This window comes from Paenibacillus sp. V4I9, from assembly GCF_030817295.1.
In the GTDB taxonomy this organism is placed as follows: Bacteria; Bacillota; Bacilli; order Paenibacillales; family NBRC-103111; genus Paenibacillus_E.
Window position 1 is genome coordinate 5,027,126 of sequence record NZ_JAUSZE010000001.1, and the last position, 18,955, is coordinate 5,046,080.

General features: G+C 41.3%; 17 protein-coding genes and 3 pseudogenes. 10 read left to right on the forward strand and 10 right to left on the reverse strand.

Going from position 1 to position 18,955, the window contains the following annotated elements; genetic code table 11:
- The first annotated feature begins 387 nt into the window (after positions 1–387).
- Positions 388–555: a hypothetical protein gene (locus QFZ81_RS23465; RefSeq protein WP_307605001.1), complete on the forward strand. Its 168-nt coding sequence runs from the start codon at positions 388–390 to the stop codon at positions 553–555.
- 261 nt (positions 556–816) lie between these two features.
- Here QFZ81_RS23465 and QFZ81_RS23470 read toward each other — a convergent pair whose 3' ends face one another.
- On the reverse strand, positions 817–1,680 hold the full coding sequence (locus QFZ81_RS23470) for a glycosyltransferase family 2 protein (RefSeq protein ID WP_307441015.1): 864 nt from the start codon (positions 1,678–1,680) through the stop codon (positions 817–819).
- A 391-nt stretch (positions 1,681–2,071) separates the two neighbouring features.
- Here QFZ81_RS23470 and QFZ81_RS23475 point away from each other — a divergent pair, with 391 nt between their 5' ends.
- From QFZ81_RS23475 to QFZ81_RS23490, 4 genes are all read left to right on the forward strand, one after another.
- Entirely contained in the window at positions 2,072–3,604 is a 1,533-nt protein-coding gene (locus QFZ81_RS23475; RefSeq protein ID WP_307441014.1) for a glycosyltransferase, read from the forward strand.
- A 496-nt stretch (positions 3,605–4,100) separates the two neighbouring features.
- On the forward strand, positions 4,101–4,796 hold the full coding sequence (locus tag QFZ81_RS23480) for a class I SAM-dependent methyltransferase (protein WP_307441013.1): 696 nt from the start codon (positions 4,101–4,103) through the stop codon (positions 4,794–4,796).
- 233 nt (positions 4,797–5,029) lie between these two features.
- Positions 5,030–5,491, forward strand: a complete 462-nt coding sequence (locus QFZ81_RS23485; protein ID WP_307441012.1) for a glycosyltransferase family protein — start codon at positions 5,030–5,032, stop codon at positions 5,489–5,491.
- An 87-nt stretch (positions 5,492–5,578) separates the two neighbouring features.
- Positions 5,579–6,181, forward strand: coding sequence for a proton-conducting transporter transmembrane domain-containing protein (locus tag QFZ81_RS23490; RefSeq protein WP_307441011.1), 603 nt, complete (start codon positions 5,579–5,581; stop codon positions 6,179–6,181).
- A 489-nt stretch (positions 6,182–6,670) separates the two neighbouring features.
- On the opposite strand, the gene QFZ81_RS23495 is transcribed toward QFZ81_RS23490, so the two are convergent.
- The 6 genes and pseudogenes from QFZ81_RS23495 to QFZ81_RS23515 all read right to left on the reverse strand — a co-directional run bounded on the left by QFZ81_RS23495 (position 6,671) and on the right by QFZ81_RS23515 (position 11,798).
- Positions 6,671–6,796: a hypothetical protein gene (locus QFZ81_RS23495; protein WP_307605003.1), complete on the reverse strand. Its 126-nt coding sequence runs from the start codon at positions 6,794–6,796 to the stop codon at positions 6,671–6,673.
- Positions 6,757–7,526 (reverse strand): annotated as a pseudogene (locus QFZ81_RS37605) (transposase); the annotation flags it as partial. The gene QFZ81_RS23495 and the pseudogene QFZ81_RS37605, both read right to left, overlap by 40 nt.
- A gap of 198 nt (positions 7,527–7,724) precedes the next feature.
- Positions 7,725–8,075 (reverse strand): hypothetical protein, encoded by a 351-nt coding sequence (locus QFZ81_RS37465; protein WP_373462610.1) that lies wholly within the window; start codon positions 8,073–8,075, stop codon positions 7,725–7,727.
- Positions 8,059–9,975: a collagen-like domain-containing protein gene (locus QFZ81_RS37470; protein ID WP_483874669.1), complete on the reverse strand. Its 1,917-nt coding sequence runs from the start codon at positions 9,973–9,975 to the stop codon at positions 8,059–8,061. The genes QFZ81_RS37465 and QFZ81_RS37470 overlap by 17 nt, the downstream gene beginning before the upstream one ends.
- Before the next feature lie 184 nt (positions 9,976–10,159).
- Positions 10,160–10,510 (reverse strand): hypothetical protein, encoded by a 351-nt coding sequence (locus tag QFZ81_RS23510; RefSeq protein ID WP_307441009.1) that lies wholly within the window; start codon positions 10,508–10,510, stop codon positions 10,160–10,162.
- Between the two features lie 1,135 nt (positions 10,511–11,645).
- Positions 11,646–11,798, reverse strand: coding sequence for a transposase (locus tag QFZ81_RS23515; RefSeq protein WP_307441007.1), 153 nt, complete (start codon positions 11,796–11,798; stop codon positions 11,646–11,648).
- A 46-nt stretch (positions 11,799–11,844) separates the two neighbouring features.
- Between QFZ81_RS23515 and QFZ81_RS23520 the strand changes: the two genes are divergently transcribed.
- The 3 genes from QFZ81_RS23520 (at position 11,845) to QFZ81_RS23530 (ending at position 13,960) form a co-directional block, all read left to right on the forward strand.
- A complete protein-coding gene (locus QFZ81_RS23520; RefSeq protein ID WP_307441006.1) occupies positions 11,845–12,207 on the forward strand; it encodes a hypothetical protein in 363 nt (120 codons plus the stop codon).
- A 100-nt stretch (positions 12,208–12,307) separates the two neighbouring features.
- Positions 12,308–13,372 (forward strand): glycosyltransferase WbsX family protein, encoded by a 1,065-nt coding sequence (locus QFZ81_RS23525; protein ID WP_307441005.1) that lies wholly within the window; start codon positions 12,308–12,310, stop codon positions 13,370–13,372.
- A gap of 69 nt (positions 13,373–13,441) precedes the next feature.
- Positions 13,442–13,960, forward strand: coding sequence for a class I SAM-dependent methyltransferase (locus QFZ81_RS23530; RefSeq protein ID WP_307441004.1), 519 nt, complete (start codon positions 13,442–13,444; stop codon positions 13,958–13,960).
- Positions 13,961–14,125: 165 nt separating this feature from the next.
- Here the strand turns inward: QFZ81_RS23530 and QFZ81_RS23535 are convergent.
- From QFZ81_RS23535 to QFZ81_RS23545, 3 genes and pseudogenes are all read right to left on the reverse strand, one after another.
- Positions 14,126–14,631 (reverse strand): annotated as a pseudogene (locus QFZ81_RS23535) (IS4 family transposase); the annotation flags it as partial.
- Positions 14,632–14,871: 240 nt separating this feature from the next.
- Positions 14,872–16,023 (reverse strand): CgeB family protein, encoded by a 1,152-nt coding sequence (locus tag QFZ81_RS23540; protein ID WP_307605006.1) that lies wholly within the window; start codon positions 16,021–16,023, stop codon positions 14,872–14,874.
- A 540-nt stretch (positions 16,024–16,563) separates the two neighbouring features.
- Positions 16,564–16,863, reverse strand: a pseudogene (locus tag QFZ81_RS23545) (transposase domain-containing protein); the annotation flags it as partial.
- 240 nt (positions 16,864–17,103) lie between these two features.
- Between QFZ81_RS23545 and QFZ81_RS23550 the strand changes: the two are divergent.
- Complete coding sequence (locus QFZ81_RS23550) at positions 17,104–18,228, forward strand: DegT/DnrJ/EryC1/StrS family aminotransferase (protein ID WP_307605009.1); 1,125 nt, start codon at positions 17,104–17,106, stop codon at positions 18,226–18,228.
- Positions 18,225–18,857 carry an acetyltransferase gene (locus QFZ81_RS23555; protein ID WP_307441001.1) on the forward strand — a complete coding sequence of 211 codons (633 nt, stop codon included), beginning with the start codon at positions 18,225–18,227 and terminating at the stop codon, positions 18,855–18,857. The genes QFZ81_RS23550 and QFZ81_RS23555 overlap by 4 nt, the downstream gene beginning before the upstream one ends.
- The last annotated feature ends 98 nt before the right edge of the window (positions 18,858–18,955 follow it).

Below are 18,955 nucleotides of genomic sequence, written 5' to 3' on the forward strand. Positions count from 1 at the left end.
CCCAAAAAACGAGCCAATAATTTTATCAACATCAAACGATATTTATTCTGATTATATCCCTCCGTCCATCGAAAAAGTTATAATAAAATATGAGAAAATGTTTGAATTTTATCCACTTTGGAGGAATTATGAACCGGCTGTTCGAACCCGTTGTTTTGGGACTATAAAATACATACCGTCCATGATTTCAAAGGATATTATCACTGATGGCAAGGCAAGGACAAAAATCATGCTTATGATTTGCACCTCTGTGCCACTTGCGCTAATAGATATGCTGCGACTGCTCAGCTCTGCGTTCACTACTAGCTCCGCTTCTCCCTTCGTGTTGTACACAGTGGTTGATGCTGTGCGTCCGTCCTCGAGTTCAAATACATGTAGGATAACGTCTTGAGCTTAAAGTCCATGATCGAAAGCTATCGCAAGCAAAGGCCGCACGGTATGACGGAAATCAGTATACAGGCGTATCAGTTATTCCTGATCCTGCATCAATCGGCATCTAACCGAGAAAAAGTGAAAGCGTCTGGAAAAGCGGATCTACATGTCGGACGTATATAAAGCCCTGCATCTAATGCGTACCACTTCATTAAATGTCTCGGAAATTAGCGAACGGCTTGGCTTTCATAACCCGTTTTATTTTACTTACCGATAGTCGCTTATCACTCATCTCAAATAAGCATAATTAACAATGATATATTTCACTGTTAATTATGCTTATTTTATTTGCCAAATTTCACGTGGTAAGAAGCACCGGGTATAAAGTTTTGTATATTTTCGTTTTCGTATTTTTAAGCAAGCCTGAGATACAAATCTAGATTTTTAGTCTAGCGTTTTTAATATTATTTCAATCCGCTTGATATCTTCTACAAAGTGTTGATGCCCCTTTACACGTTCACGATAAGAATGAAGTGCAGTTTTAAATAACTCGTTCGTTTCAAGAAATCCACCTTCTCTTGAGGCAATCATAATATCTAACCATTCACTAAATGCATTTAGACCCAGTTTATTGTTGTTTTGATTCGGATGTAATCGAAAATAACTTAGTGCTTCCGGAATATAGACAGCTTTACCTTTGGATAGCAAAGACAACCAGGCAGCTAAATCATTGATAAGTGAATACTGTTTCCCTTTGTATACGCCATATTGTTCAGTAAGGTCTTTTTTTCTAAATAACACAGTCGTCGGCTCGCCAATCACATTTAGACAACGAGTTAATGCAACATTTGCTAACATTTTTCCATCTAATATCCTTGTTTCTTCATATAGCCTAGCCGTTGCATGGAGAGGCGGGAGAAATCCCCCTGATTCATTGATGGTTTGTCGATAAGATGTGACCAGTGTAATATTTTCAAATTCATTAAAAAAATAGATCATTTTCGCTATTTTTTCTTTATGAAACACGTCATCATCCATTAAGTAATTGATATATTCCCCTGACGCTAGATCAAAGCATTTGTGCCAATTTTCAAGGAATAGATTCTGTTCGTTTTTATGATATTTGATCTGAGGGAAAGCGTGTAAATAAGGATTAAGCATTTCTTGTACACCATCATCTGTACTATCATCACATATGATGATTTCGATATTCGGATAGGTTTGTTCCAATACACTGTCGATGGCTACTTGTAGAGTATGGGGCCGATTATAAGCAGGTATGACTATACTAACTAATGGACGTCCCAAGATGACTCCTCTTTTCTCTAATATGTTCAGTATGTTCAGTTGTCACACCAAAGGTGATTGTTGCGACATCCTCGGCGATCAAAGTATTCATCCAATACTCGTTATTATCATGTTTGACGAATATCAACTCCTTTCTTTCACTAAAATATATTGTTATCGCATCGGCAATAGACTCCAACCGATAAAAAATTCTATAGAACATCCCTTAGACTGAAAGTCTGATTTATTCTTTGGGTCCGAAATTGAGTAACATTTTCCGTTCATATATATATATATATAAAAGAAAAATGAGTGAGAAGATGATGATAAGAATGGAACAAGGTTATGAAGACTAATTTGTGAAGCAACACGAACCTCTAGTCGGTTGGATATATAGGAAAGGAGAATGAACATGTCATTGGATTTCACTCCACTCTTGACAACTCATCTATTTGTTTCTAGGAAGATTTCAATGGATGAATTGAAAGAATTTATAATGAGACTGGAAGAAAGCCGCATCACAGTGAATTTGCATGGACCTGATGATCCATTATTAGATATTAACCCAAAAAAACCTCGCGTCTACGTTTCGTTGGGAACGGGGTGGGAAGAATTTAGAACACTAAATGCGTTACCTTCACACGAGAGAAAACGTTGGTTACACTTCAATTCTCCAGAAGAGATTCAACCCTTTCATTTATTTTACTGCTGGCTCAGCCGAACCGATCCCCTCCCTGAAAATAGGATGATTCCCGCTACTCGTTTTTCTTCAGATACACCTTTAGTGTCCGTGTTCACAGCTAGCTATAAGTCCAAAGATAAAATTCAGCGACCTTATCGCTCTCTATTGAATCAGACTTACCCTAATTGGGAATGGGTAATTGTAGATGACTCTGGTGATGAGGATGAGACATACAACCAATTCTTGCTTCCACTAGACGATCCCCGTGTGCGGAGATATCGCCAAGATTCCCGCAATGGCTACATTGGGGCAACCAAAAGGCATGCAGCAGGTCTGTGTACAGGAGAAATTTTAGTAGAAATGGATCATGATGATGAGTTAACTCCTGACTGTCTAAAGAAGATCGTCCATGCATTTCAACAACACCCTGAATGTGGTTTTGTTTATGGGGATTGTACAGAGGTGCACGTAGGGAGCCATCATGCTCATTGGTATGGTTGGGATTGTGGTTTTGGATATAGTATACATTATCGAGTCTGGCTTCATGAAATGAACCGATGGCAAAATGTGCAAAAACATACAACTATCAATGGGAATACCCTTCGTCATTTGGTCGGTTTACCGAATCATCCTCGTGCGTGGACGCGGGATTGTTACCATCTGATAGGTGGCCATCGTGCTGAACTATTGGTGGCTGACGATTACGACATGCTAATTCGGACGTTTCTTTGTACTCAGTATGCAGCTATTCCCGATTTACTCTATATCCAATATCGGAATGAAAATGGAGATAACTCCACTTTCCTTAGAAATAAGCAGATTCAGATTCTCGTAAAAGAACTAAAAAGTTATTATCATCAGAGAATCTATGCGAGAGTGAAAGAATTGGGTTTACCCGATCAAGTGCTGCCATATAGTCGTGTATGGGAGACATCTACAGATGATCCTGCCCGGAAATCTGCTCATATCATTCATGAAGATCTGTCCAGAGTTTCGATATTGTTTCCTATCTCCCATTCCTGTCCTGCAAAAAAGCATACCCAATTATTTATGACTCTTCAAAAGGGCATTGAAACCAGCTTTAAGGAGATCGAGGTAGTGATTGTAGGCCGTGTTCCACCAGAAATCGAGACCTTTGCGTCGAAGGCGCCGACGGGGGCAATCCGATGGTGGCCAATGGAGCCAAATGATTCATTAGAAACTTGTATCCAATATGCCAAGTTTTGCGCTTCATGTAAGGAGAAAGTGATTGTGCTGCCGTGAACCCCTACAAGGATGAAAAATGTAACCTCCTCATCGAAACAAGTCTCCTGTTATTCTGTATTTGTGCTTAGTGTTGTTGATGGGAGCATTCTTATAGACAAAGTAATCAAACTGATAAGAATTTTTATTGGGGTTCTTTTCTACAAAAAAGGCTAATGCATTGATTCTATTTATCAATGCATTAGCCTTTTTTCTTTATTATAATGAAGAAACTTTTTACATGAGCATTTTGCATAATTCCGTGATTGAGAACTAGACAGCAGAATCAAACACGATTAACAAACGATAATTACGATAAGTCGATGATGAAGCGGATATGGTGGGAAATGCGGGCAACCGGATGTCTCTTTAATCACGAGACCGTACAATTGCCGTTTCACAATATCCATCCCGCACGTACAATGAAGCAAACCTCCATTACCTAAGTGTGGTTGCTTCGCGCTCTTTGAGCAATTATGACGTGAATTACCAAATTATAGAAGAAGAGAGGGTAAATATGAAGAGATTTTGGGACCCGCTTATTCAACCGATCTTCAACATGATTCGTCCAAAAGTCATTGTTGAAATCGGCTGCGCGGACGGTTTGAACACAGCCAACTTGCTTCGCTACTGTGAAGCTACGGACAGCAAATTAATCTGCATCGATCCGGCCCCCATGTTCAATGTGCAGAAAGCAAATGAGGCGTACGGTGACCGGTTCGAATTCATTCGGGATTTAAGCTTGACGGCTTTAAAAACAATTAAGCATTGCGACGTCGTTTTAATTGACGGAGACCATAACTGGTATACCGTTTTTCACGAATTAAAAATGATTGATGCCATGGAGCGTTTTCCTCTTGTATTTGAACACGATATCGAGTGGCCGTATGGCAGAAGGGATATGTACTATAATCCGGCTTCCATTCCCGAAGCTTACCGAAAGCCTTATTCCTCGCTAGGTGTGCTGCCTGGCGTAAAGGAGGTTGTTCCAGGAGGCGTAAACCACAGACATAATAATGCTCTTTATGAACATGGAGAAAAAAACGGGGTGCTGACGGCAATAGAAGATTTCCTTGCTGATACGAAGAGGAACATTCAGTTACATCGCGTCTCATCGCATTTCGGGCTGGGCGTCTTGCTCGAAGTGGCTACTGAAGCTGATGAGCTGCTTAATAAAAGGATTGCCAAACTGATCCATAATTCCAAGCTTTGATGGCGATATGGCAGGAAATGTTTCGCAAAGGAGATCGGAACCGACATTAACTCGAAATACCGATGTAACGGCAGGAGTTGCTTCCCATTACGACTATATTTTTACGCAAGAAATCAGCTGCGTGCTTTTTATAAGTCATTGGGTTACAGTCAAGTTCACTATTTACCGCTTGCTGTCAATACGGCGATATTCATCGGGACGAAGAAATACCTAAAAATGTAGATGTTTATTTTTTGGGTACGGAATGGCATAACAGAATTGCTTTCTTTGACCAAATCGCTCACGAATTGAATCGATATCAAACCCTAATTGTAGGCCAGGGCTGGGAGAGCATAGTTCATTCCAAGTTGTTATCCGATAAAATCCGGTTGGAGGTATTTTCACCTGAACAATCCGCACGATGCTTGAATGCATCAAAAATCGCAATCAACAATCACAGGGCATTCGACGATGTGACCCTATTCAACAAGAACAGCAGAAGACTACCCACTCATTCTATCAATCCGAGAACGTTCGAAATCGCGGCATGCGGTACTTTTCAGCTTACGGATGTACGAGAGGAATTGGTTCGCAATTATACGGTTGGAAAAGAAATCGAAACCTACTCGTCTCCTGCGGATCTGATCGAAAAAATACGATATTACCACATCCATGAGAAGGGAAGAAATACGATCGCTTTAAGGGGGCTTCTTTGAACATTGCAGGAGCATACGTATCCGCATAGATTGAAACAACTTTCGAATGTGGTATTTGAGGCTGAATCATAAGAGCATACAATCCAGATGACTCATTTGTTGGAACAGCGAGCGGAGCATCCCGATCAGGGAGTCGGGCATATTGCGTTTCGCCTGATGAAAATAGAAGATATTCCCGCCATTTGCGCATCGAACAGGAGGCGTTTACGACTCCGTGGTCTGCCGGGGCGTTCCACAACGCTCGCATTCTCGCTGGAGCTTCCGCTGATCGGTGTGCACCATATCGCCGACGGCGATTTGCACGGCTTCGCGGGACTCTACTTCCGCGCTCCGTGGACGGCGGCGGCCGCCGTCATTCTCGTGCTGTCGTTGGCCGGCCTGCCGGTAACGGGCGGATTTTTCGGGAAGCTGCACATATTGCTCGGTTCGATCCAGACGCAGCATTACTGGCTGGCGGGCATTATGATCGGCACAAGCGTCGTCTCGTATTATTACTACTTCGGCTTCAACCGGCAAATGTTCATGCGCAGCGACTACGAAGGTGCCGAAATAAGGGTAAGCACGCCGCTCGGCATTACGCTGTGGCTGTGCACGGCGGTGATGCTCGTGATGGGTTTCTATCCGCAAGGCGTACTCGGCTGGATCGGCAGCGTATTTACAATGACGCAAGATTTATTCATGATGAAATAATGCGAGCCGAGCGCATGCAAAAGTATAACTTCGTAAAACCTTTCCGCTAACCCGGAAAGGTTTTTTGTGCGCTTGGCAGCGCATCGTACTAACGGGTGAGAGTCCCGAACGCACCGGAAGGTGGCGGAAGCGCATAGCTGACCAGTAGTGCTCTGGCCGTGAGGCAGGGTGCGGAGGACTGGAAAGCAACCCCCGGAACAGGCGGTATTAACCGTGTTGGCTGGCGAAGTTGGATAACCCTGCAAAAGAAGGGGAAGTCCCTTACCACTGTAGGTTTGAATACTACATGATTCGCAAAACAATCATTAAATTCGGAACCTGATATATTAGAGTTCATAACCACAATTTTTTGTTTCGGTTCCCTTTTATCAATTGAGCATTTTGCATAATTCCATAACAGATTAAAAGACGGGTAGATACTCTCGTTTGAACGCAGTGGTAACAACTACTTTGTAGCGAAGTTCGAAAAATGGGCAGACCTGCAGAATTTCAGACATTCGGAATTAAAACAGCGATCTGGTTATTCTGTTGAGCCATAGAAAGCGCAGATACGAGCAGCACAATCGCGTTCAAATATTGGAAGATGAGCAAGCTACCATCCCACCAAGTGGGCAATCGACCTTACCCATCGCATGCGGGCAACGGAACTTCAGATAATCACCGTCTGCTTCCCATTAGATCATCGTGAAACCCATCGAACAGCAGGGGGTTCAGTTCGACATCATCCCAGCAGGAGGTTGTTTCTCGCCTCAGAGGTTGAGCGGAATAATCGCTTGTGCCTACACGTTTTGAGCTGCCTCGTAGACTTTCATCTGGTCATACCCGGCATCCAAAATAAAGAACCGCGTGTTCGTCCGAGTTGCTACTTGCTCGATCAAATCAGGCGCCTTTTCTCCATCATTCGCTAGAGGAAGCTCACTTTTCGTATCGACAGCGAGATGGAGCTTGTAACCAAACCAGGTAATCTTGTTGCCGAACGAGTCGTATTTCGCGCCCCAGTTCGCATTTCCGGTCTGCTCGCTTTTACGTTTGGGTTGCTTCTTCTCGTAAGCATGGATGGCAGCGTGTGACGAGCTTTTCGAAGAGACGCTTTGCCAAACTCTTTTTAGTTAACTCTGCAAAAACGCGGCTCAATGTCGATATCGAAGGAGCTTCTCGATCCAGTCAGAGTCCACATTGATAGCGGAAGCTAGAATCCATTTCTAGTCGATGATGCAAACTGGTAAATGTATCAATATGCTCAAGTGGTGCGGCCAGTAGCGCTCGAAGAATTCCTTCTCTGCAATGTCCGTGTGCACCTCGGGGTGAACGACTTCTCAGTTCTTTGATAGGGTCTTAGATTAAGCGGGTGAAGTCCCTTTTTTATGTCCAAAATCCCTTGTTTGTAGGTATTAAAAACAGCTATACATAAAAGTTCAACTGTTATACACATTCCTCTGTTGAAATATCACTTCGAAAAATTCTACAAAATTAGGGGTGAAGTCCTTTTTTATACCTTAGCAAAACATATGGAAAATTCTTAAAACTTTATAATATAAATCCCCTATAAAATAATAAAAATGCTGATCCAAAAGTCATAATGAAACGACCTTTGAATCAGCATTAATGTGTGAAATATTAAATCCAATACTTTCCTAATAAGTGCTTTCTTTTTATTTGGTTTATAGAACGTCACTTTGTGGTTATTATGGTGGTGGTGGTGGTCCTTGATCACCTTGTGGTCCTTGATCACCTTGTGGTCCTTGGTCACCTTGTGGTCCTTGATCACCTTGTGGTCCTTGGTCACCTTGTGGTCCTTGATCACCTTGTGGTCCTTGATCACCTTGTGGTCCTTGATCACCTTGTGGTCCTTGATCACCTTGTGGTCCTTGGTCACCTTATGGTCCTTGATCACCTTGTGGTCCTTGATCACCTTGTGGTCCTTGATCACCTTGTGGTCCTTGGTCACCTTGTGGTCCTTGATCACCTTGTGGTCCTTGATCACCTTGTGGTCCTTGATCACCTTGTGGTCCTTGGTCACCTTGTGGTCCTTGATCACCTTGTGGTCCTTGATCACCTTGTGGTCCTTGATCACCTTGTGGTCCTTGGTCACCTTGTGGTCCTTGATCACCTTGTGGTCCTTGGTCACCTTGTGGTCCTTGATCACCTTGTGGTCCTTGATCACCTTGTGGTCCTTGATCACCTTGTGGTCCTTGATCACCTTGTGGTCCTTGATCACCTTGTGGTCCTTGATCACCTTGTGGTCCTTGATCACCTTGTGGTCCTTGATCACCTTGTGGTCCTTGATCACCTTGTGGTCCTTGATCACCTTGTGGTCCTTGATCACCTTGTGGTCCTTGATCACCTTGTGGTCCTTGATCACCTTGTGGTCCTTGATCACCTTGTGGTCCTTGATCACCTTGTGGTCCTTGATCACCTTGTGGTCCTTGATCACCTTGTGGTCCTTGATCACCTTGTGGCCCTTGGTCACCTTGTGGTCCTTGATCACCTTGTGGTCCTTGGTCACCTTGTGGTCCTTGATCACCTTGTGGTCCTTGATCACCTTGTGGTCCTTGATCACCTTGTGGTCCTTGGTCACCTTGTGGTCCTTGATCACCTTGTGGTCCTTGGTCACCTTGTGGTCCTTGATCACCTTGTGGTCCTTGATCACCTTGTGGTCCTTGATCACCTTGTGGTCCTTGATCACCTTGTGGTCCTTGATCACCTTGTGGTCCTTGATCACCTTGTGGTCCTTGATCACCTTGTGGTCCTTGATCACCTTGTGGTCCTTGGTCACCTTGTGGTCCTTGATCACCTTGTGGTCCTTGATCACCTTGTGGTCCTTGATCACCTTGTGGTCCTTGATCACCTTGTGGTCCTTGATCACCTTGTGGTCCTTGGTCACCTTGTGGTCCTTGATCACCTTGATCACCTTGTGGTCCTTGGTCACCTTGTGGTCCTTGATCACCTTGTTGTCCTTGATCACCTTGTGGTCCTTGAACACCTTGTGGTCCTTGATCACCTTGTGGTCCTTGAACACCTTGTGGCCCTTGAACACCTTGTGGCCCTTGAACACCTTGTGGTCCTTGAACACCTTGTGGTCCTTGAACACCTTGTGGTCCTTGAACACCTTGTGGTCCTTGATCACCTTGTGGTCCTTGAACACCTTGTGGTCCTTGAACACCTTGTGGCCCTTGAACACCTTGTGGCCCTTGAACACCTTGTGGTCCTTGAACACCTTGTGGCCCTTGAACACCTTGTGACCCTTGAACACCTTGTGGTCCTTGAACACCTTGTGGTCCTTGAACACCTTGTGGTCCTTGAACACCTTGTGGTCCTTGAACACCTTGTGGCCCTTGAACACCTTGTGGCCCTTGAACACCTTGTGCTCCAGTAGTACCTTGTGGTCCTTGGTCACCTTGTGGTCCTTCGTCGCCTTGTGGTCCAGTAGGTCCAGGTGGTTCTGTTCCTAAAAGTTCATCCGATACGAGACGATGGGCAGGTACCAATTGTCCAGATGCAGTTTTTCCCCAAACTGAAACTTCAGTAACTTCTTCTGCTGGGCCGCTTATGGTAAAAACGAATTCAAATGCATCGAAGTTTGCAAAATAATTTCTCGTCGCAACTTCATTGGGGATTAATGCTACCACTTCTGCTACATACAATGTTCTGGTACCGTTTAAATAAAACCCCTCTATAAAAACAGTAGAAGAATTGACAGAATCTCGGTTAACCATTTTAATTGTGACCTGTTGGGTGGGTCTGACCCCACTAACAGGGTTATTTGCAATTGGCCCGGTTGATAATACTGCCATTTAGTTGATACCTCCTTTCTAACTAAGTGTTAAATAGCATTAACGTCATACAATTGATAATGAAGACATATTTTTGTGGTAAAAAGCAGCGTGAACAAAGGATTTCCAAGCACTTGTTCCCTATATCTTATTTCAATCCCTGTAAAATGATTATGAGTTTATCCTGGTACAGCCGTGGATTTTATTACTCAAGTTGCTCATCTGATACAAGACGCTGTGAGCTTATAAATTCTCCAGACCCATTTCTTCCCCAAACTGAAATTTCAGTACTTTCTTCTGCTGGCCCGCTTGTGGTAAAAACGAATTCAAATGCATCGAAGTTTGCAAAATGATTTCTTGTAACAACTTCATTGGGACCTAATGAAACTTCTTCTAGTACATACAATGTTCTGGAGCCGTTTAAAAAGTATCCCTGAATTAAAACAGTGGAAGAATTGACAGAATCTCGGTTAACCATTTTAATTGTGACCTGTTGGGTGGGTCTGACCCCATCAACAGGATTATTTTCAATAGGTCCGGTGGAAAGAACTGCCATTTAATTGATACCTCCTTTATTCATAATTCACACTCGTATCATACCTATTAAATAGAATAATAGTATCCTAGAATTAAAAATTAACTAGAGTTGCTAACAAGAGTGTGTTTTGAGTCAGGGATCAAGAATGATACTAGAACTAAAATACAGAATCAAAATAAAGGGGCATGCTTCCTTTGTTCCTCTATCGTATTCTAATTTAATGTGAATGATTGAGTATTTGCCCTAAGTAATAAAAAAACGGCATTTTTAATAGATTGCGAGTTCCTATCCCTTTAATAGGATTCATCCATCAAATAATAATTGAAAAGCGATATTAATGTTTTAGGGTTGGTGGAAACTAAGACACAAATCAACTGCTGCTGTTGTTGGAAACCCCTCAAGTGCAAACTGATCTTGAGTACCACAATAAATACAAAATTTTTATTCTTTCGGGGTTTAGAAGACCAAAAAAAGTATAATTTTTATTTGTTATTAAATGGAGATCATTCTGCCAGTCGCCTATAATATTTAGATGAAAATGTTCATCAGGTTGATTAATGTTTGGGCCAATAATGGAAACCCTTTACGTTCGGCACGATGAGCAGAAAAAGTTAATTGTATTGGTTTAGATTTAGATTTTGGAAAATAAGAATAGAAATCTGTCTACCGGAAAATAAATGCTATTCGGAATAACATTTAATACTTCATTTATGTTCGTAAATACTGTTTTCAATTTTGAACTGCTATAAGGAGAAATTCATCAGAAGTGGAAGGATCCCGACCACCACCTGGATATAAGGTTGTATGGATGTTAATATCATTCTCTTTTAAAAATGACTTGATATTAAATCTTGGATTTGATCCAGCCATATAGGTACCGTCATAGAGATAACATTCACCTAGCAAACATAAAATAAGATTTTAAAAAGCACTATATATATATTGGTCTAGACCCCATTTGATAGAATTTGAAAAAGACCTTGGCAACAAGCTGGCGCTGGTATTCTACCGGTGTCAGCTTGTTTAGTCTTCGCTTTTTTAAGACGTCTACCTACATGTAAAGACGTTTGAGCTCACGTTCCTGCTCAGTTTCAGCTAGATAGGGGTCTCCACGTCGATTCTTCAATGCTGCTTGCCCTTGTTCACGATATTTCTACATCCACACCCTAATAGGATTCTTATCATGAATCTCCAAGTGTTCTGTAATCTTGCTGTAGCTCCATCCCTCATCCACATGCAATCGATCTGCCTCTACTTTAAGGGACTCCGGATAGTGATTAAACTTCTGACCTTTTTTCGCTGACATAAAATGCACTCCCTAGAATTTCATCGGATTAACCCAGGAGATTGTGGTGGGACGTCAGCCATTGCCCGGTCAAGAGCTGGCGGATCAAGTTGTGATCCAATTCACGGAGCGCTGTATAGTCAATGTCCTCTGGACTCGCTTGTACCCTAAGTTGCTATACTCCATTCAGTCGGTGTCCCGAAAGACATTCGCGAGAGAGGAAGGGGAAATCTTTGCTAAAGTGGATGCCCTCTTAAGGGGGAGAACTGGAAGGGAATACTGTCCAATTGTTTCCGGAATGAGAGTCCAAACATTACCGGAATACGCACATAATATATATCGTATTAAAAAAAAGATGGAGATGATGGTTTTGTCATGGGCATTTAACGATACTATATTTGTCATGGATTTAGCACCGGAATTGCCATAGCACATCATTAGCAATGGCCCATGGTCGGACACACACTATTTGTATATGATCTAGTGCGCTTTAGAACCTACCTTCTAAAGTTTTTAAAGGAGAGATGATTTTGAAACTTATAGCTTTCTATTTGCCTCAATTTCATGAGAACGACGAAAATAATCATTGGTGGGGAAAAGGATTTACCGAATGGACCAATACCAGAAAAGCAAAGCCTCTATTTCCTGGACATTATCAGCCGAAAGAGCCGTACCAAGACTATTACTATGATTTGACAGACGAATCTGCAAGGGAATGGCAAGCACAAATTGCAAGAAAATATGGCATCTACGGATTTTGTTATTATCATTACTGGTTTAAGGGGAAAAGGTTTCTTCATAAACCATTAGATGCAGTTCTTCAAAAAGGGGAGCCCGATTTCCCCTTCTGTCTTTCCTGGGCAAACGACCCGTGGACAAAAACATGGACCGGTTCAAGTAATGAGGTATTGGTAGATCAAGATTACGGAGAAAAAGTAGATTGGAAAGAACATTTCGAGTTTCTCCTAACAGCATTTAAAGATAAAAGGTATATCAGAGTAGAAAACAAACCTTTATTTCTTATTTATCGTCCTAGCGATATTCCCGAATGCGAGGAAATGCTGGAGTATTGGCAAAAATTAGCTGTCGATAATGGGCTTGATGGAATCTATTTTGTCCAAACTTTAAATAGATTTAACAACCCTCAACTTAAAGGTTTCGATGCTCGTATTGAGTTTGAGCCAGGATACACAATGTATTTAACAAACGGTATCCATTGTGGAAGAGCTGTTGATGGTTATAAGCAAAAATTTGATCTAATGGATTACGATAAATACTGGTCCTGTATACTAGAAAGAAAGGCTGACAAGGAAAGTGTTAAAACTTATTTAGGAGCTTTCATCGATTGGGATAACTCCGCCCGGGTTGGAGGTCAATGGCCCCTCATCTTCACCGGCGCGTCTCCCGAAAAATTTTCCTTTTATCTAACACAACAAATAAAAAGATCTCTAGAAATAAACAGTGACTTTTTGTTTATTAATGCCTGGAATGAATGGGGCGAAGGAACATATTTAGAACCAGATAAAAAATATGAGTTTCAATATTTGGAAGCAATAAAAAAAGCATTAGAAAATAACGATTTTATTGAGAGGTGACCTAAAATTTCTGGACATCAGTTTCAAATCAGCCAATTGTATCAGTTCATTGATTCGGTCAGTGGGTGGTTGACAACTGCAGAGCAAACTGCACTACTACATTTGCCAGCTCTCGTTGATCATTTAGATGGGGAAATTGTTGAGATCGGTTCCTTTAAAGGGAAGAGTACTGTTGCATTAGGTCTCGGCAGCAAGTGGTTAAGTGAAAGGAAACGAACAATTTTTGCCATTGATCCTTTTATTTCTAATGGATATTATACCGATTATTTTAATGAATTTCAGAATAATATTCTAAACTTCCGTCTTGCAAACTATGTATCACCAATAAAAAATTTCAGCCATGATGCAATACAGGATTGTCCTGAGACCTTATCTGTCCTTTTTGTAGATGGAGACCATAGTTATTTAGGCGTAAAAAGAGATATAGAATTATATGTTCCAAGAGTTGTCAGCGGAGGATTTATAGCGTTTCATGACTATACTGTTTATCCTGATCTTAGAAGAGCTGTTGATGAACTATGTGAGAGTAGAGAATATGTACTTGTTTGTGATTACGATAGTTTGCGCCTCATACGTAAATTGAAATAAAAAGTAAAAACTAAAAAAATCCTAATCGGTTAAGTAGCTACAGATGACTCTGGTATTATGGACCGGGGGCATTTTGTTTAGTCTCCAGTAGCTATTTTTGTCTTCTGTTAATGCTTTTATTTTCTGCTTATTCCTTAAAACTTTAGCAAAGCAAATGTTATTAACTCAACTTTCGCAGCTTAAATCTTTGAACAAACCCTTGATGTAGCTGGGTAAACCGACGATCCACTCGCGGAGTTGACAAAATACATCGGACTTCTCCTGTTTTGTCTTGGCTCCGGCCATCTGCAGGAACAACGTCATCAGTTGCTGCAACGCGGTTTGGTAATCCAAAGTCTCCCTTACCTCATCAGCAAAAAGGAAAAAAAGACTGCCCAGCGACTTGGCATCGTTCTCTTGCCGATGCTCAAACTCCATGACTAGATAACGGCTGAATACCAATAGTCATATGGCTAATGAGCATGACAAAAGAGGCGGCCCCGAAACTCAGTGCCCAGCTTAAGATAGCTTTTGGTGAATTTGAAAAAGGTCTCGATGCTCCAGCGCATGCCTTAGACTCGAACAACCTCGTCTGCACTTACCGTCAGGTCGGTACTGAGAATCGCCAGCCATTCCCGGCGTTTGTTACGGTTTTGAACGAAAACCAACTTAACGGGTAACCCACAAGATGTACCTCCAAATCCAAGTGCTGCGCCCCTGTCAATGCCGGTTAATACTTCATCGTTAACGTGTTCGATAGGTAGTCCGAATACAAATGGGATTATTGCACCTGAACTAGCCATGCCTGGGCTGCATTGTGGGCCTTGTTCACCTTGACGACGTTGCATTTATTCATTGTAAGCAGGGATTTACATCCAGTCTAATATTAGTTTCATTTCACCCGCGACTAACTCCTAAATCAAAAATTAGAATTATCCAAATACCACTTTCAACAGAGTTACTAATCTTTTCGTATAAGTATGATTTATTAATGTTTTGCTATGTCCTCTTCGTGCAATCTCATGTCTCTCATCCTCATGGTTTAAATAATAGTCTATCTTTTCAATTAATTCCGTAGGGGATGAGTAGGTTTCAATTTCCTTCCCTATTTCATAATAACGATGTAATTCTTGTCGAACATCCGAAAGCTGAAATGCGCAGCAGGCGGAAATTTCAAAGGTTCGCGGGTTAATTGAAACGGCTGGTAGTTTATTACTGTTACGGTTGAATAACGTACTATCATCGTATGAACGATGGTTGTTAATTACAATTTTAGATTGATTGATAAGGTTAGCCGATTCTTCCGGCGATAGGAATCCAAAACGGATTTTATCGGAGAGTAAGTGATAATTCCGCATTCGATCCCAACGCGATCCAACGATAAGTGTATTTTTATTTGATAGATAGGAAGCTATTTGGTCAAATAAAGTAATTCTGTTGTTCCAACCCGCCCCCATAAAACAAACGTCAATAGAAGTCGAGTTATATTCCTTTTGATAATAAAAATATTTTGTATTGACCGCGAGAGGTAAATAGTGAACTTGAGGGGATCCTAACAATTGATAATAAGATACACAGCTTAACTCTTGGGTAAAAATGTACTGATAATATAGGGCTATCTTTGTTGTGACATCAGTATAGTAAGGGTCATCCGTAAACCAAACAGCTGTTTTGATACCCATTGTCCTAATGGCATTCACTTGATCAATTGGAAATGTATCTCCGAGTAGTACAAGTAAAAGATCTGGCTTAATTTGATTTGCAAGGTTGACCACATCTTGATCCGTTTTGGCTGTATATACTTCACGCACCAAATTTCTAAGCCCCTCAATAATGCCTTGACTGATAACCTTATAGGTCCCTTCATGGTTGGGATGGATATAAAGTACTTTTTTATCCCAGAAATTAAGTCCCACCTCAGTTCCGGTTACATCTTTGGCAATATTACCATCCGATTTAATAAGAAACCCTTCTTCCCCCCCAATAAAAGAACTGTTTTCTGTGTCATTAAGAACGTTTTTATTTTGTGGCAATTCTTTTTTCACAAACGTATTATAGTTCTTATTATCATTTTCTTTGAACACCTCTATTCATCTCCTTTTTCTACTCGAATTTCTTTCTCGTTCTCACTGAAGCTTCCTCCATCAACCAAATTGCTCTCAACTATTTTTGTACTGGGATTCAATTGTCTGTTTCCGCTTATTAAAACGCTGCTGACTCTGTCATTACTATTCATCTCTAAAAAGAGTTTGCTATTTAATAATTTATGTTGAGGTTCCAACAATTGTAACGGCGCAATCCACCTAGTATCCGTTGTTAGTTTTGGGCTACCAGCAGAATAGACAGGGATGGGGACTTTCCAAGATTGGCAACTTTCTCACAAATAAAAAAGCACCTACTCCACGCAACGTGGCGGGAGCAAAAAATGCTGGTGAACTATGGCACGAAGGTACATTGAAACCGATACTAACTAATGAAGTTGCAAAAAAGAAGGGAAACCTTAAAACAAGTGCCCTTCTTTTCCAAACTTAGATATGGCTATCGTTTGAAACATTTGAATTGTTTAAACGTAAGCGTCAAACAGCCCCCACCTTGTTATCAAGTTGAGGGCTAATCTATGTTAATCAAGATTTGAACACACGACAAGTCAATGGCAGTGACGGCGACCAAGGCAGCAAGCTGTCCAGTGCTTCCGGATCTTTCGGATCGGGAAGCTGCGGGAGTTGTTCGAACAGGTACAGCAAGTACTTGAAGGGATTCAGCCCATTCTCTTTTACCGTCTCGATCATACTGTAAATAACACTATTCGCCCTTGCACATCGAGGCGTATTAGCAAATAGCCAGTTCTTCCGACCGATGACAAATGGCTTAATTGCCCGTTCGCTACGGTTGTTGTCGATCTCCAAAAAACGTATTGTTAGATAAGTTTCCGGCAGAATTCCCATTTGCTTCCTTTAAGACGCGATTTATTTCTTTCATCTGTCAATATCATCAAAAGTATGCTCTATGAGTACAGAGTATGACATCTAAAATCCTTCGGAAAATGTAAATAAAATTTATTCTAAAGGACATCAACGATTAGACTTTTCCAACAAGAACACACCAGGAGTAAACACATATTCTGTTAATAAGTGGAAATATGAAAGGAGATGAAAAGTATCTGTATGATTAATATTCCGTTTTTACTGCCCAACTTGGTCAAACAAGACACATTTACTAAATATCTATCCCAAATTGAAAAATCCAGATGGTACAGTAATTACGGTCCATTAAATACGCTTTTCGAGAATCGGGTTCTACACGAGTACTATGAAGGAAACGGAGCGGCATTGACGGTCAACAATGCTACAATCGGACTAATGTTAGCTATAAATCAGATTAAGCGGCCTAAAGGGCGGTTTGCCTTAATGCCCAGCTTTACTTTTTCTGCCACCCCTTTAGCAGCTATGTGGTGTGGTTTGGAACCATATTTTGTAGATGTGAAACAAGACGACTGGTGTATGGACGAAAATCTTCTAGAAGACTTATTAACTAAGTTGGGAGATAAAGTGGCAGTCGTTGTTCCCTATGCTACCTTCGGTACAGACGTAAACCTAGCCTTTTATAAGCAAATTCATGAGTCGGGTGTGCCCGTAGTTTTTGACGCTGCCCCTAGTTTCGGAACATCGGGGCGCAACGGGGCATTTGGTAATAATTTCCCAGGTCTTAGCGTTTTTAGCTTTCATGCTACTAAATCCTTTGGAATTGGCGAAGGCGGTTTAATCTATAGTGGTGACACAGACCTGATCAGTCAAATTCGACGAGCAGGAAATTTTGGGTTCTCGGCTGCTAGGGAAACGATCTCACAAGGTCTTAATAGCAAAATATCAGAATACAGCGCAGCTATTGCTCTTGCAACTCTGGATATCTTTCCCGAAAAAAGGCGACTAAGACAACAAATTTTTCAATGGTACCTTGACAAATTCCAACGAATCCCTGTGTTAAACGAAGAGTGGGAGCTCCAAAAAACAGAAGGTGAAATTGCTTATCAATTTTTGCCTGTTCTCTGTCCTAAAGATCAAAGCAATTTAGATTTTGTGAAACTACTGGCCGACAATCATGTAGAAGCAAGGACCTATTTTTCCCCTACTTGTCATCAACAGAAGTTCTTCTCATCATTCCAACGAACATTAATGCCTAATACTGATCATTTATCTGGACGAATACTGAGTTTACCTATATGGGAGGAAATGAAAGAAAGTGATATTGCCCAAGTAACACAAATTCTCGCCAAAGGATTGAAACCATGAAAAAAATCGTCATCTGGGGATGCGGTGGGCATGCACGCGAGGTAAATCATCTATGTGATAATTCAAATTATGAGGTTGCAGGATTTCTTGATGAAAGATCGGAAATGAAGGGAAAAATGATAGATGGTGTACCGGTTTTAGGAGATCTTCATGATATTTATTCTCTTCGAGACAAGATTAAAATTGTTTGTGCAGGTGTAGGAGACCCCTCTCTAAAAAAAAGGTTTGCCATCAAAACCATGAATGCAGGTTTTGAGATTGCTGATACTTTAGTGCATCCTTCTGTTTATATTTCAAAGCGGAATACACTTGGAATTGGATCGATTATTTGTGAAGGAACCATTTTAACCACAAATGTTCAAGTAGGGAATTTTGTTATCATTAATCGCAGTTCAAACATTAGCCATGATAATATCATCACCAACTATGTAACAATAGGTCCCGGAGTTAATATTGGGGGTAATGTCACAATAGGTGAAGGAGCATACATTGGCATTGGTTCCTCTATCCGTGAAAAAATCAATATTGGAGCATGGTCGGTTATAGGAGGTGGAGCATTTGTAAAAAATGATATTCCTGCGAAGACTATGTATGCGGGGGTACCTGCGCAGTTTAAAAAAAATCTCTAAAAAAGGAGGATGCCGGTTTAGCACCCTTTGGCATCTGGCTAACATCATCCCCTTTCAATTGAATCGACAAACGAAAATAAGCTAAGCCACAATGGTTA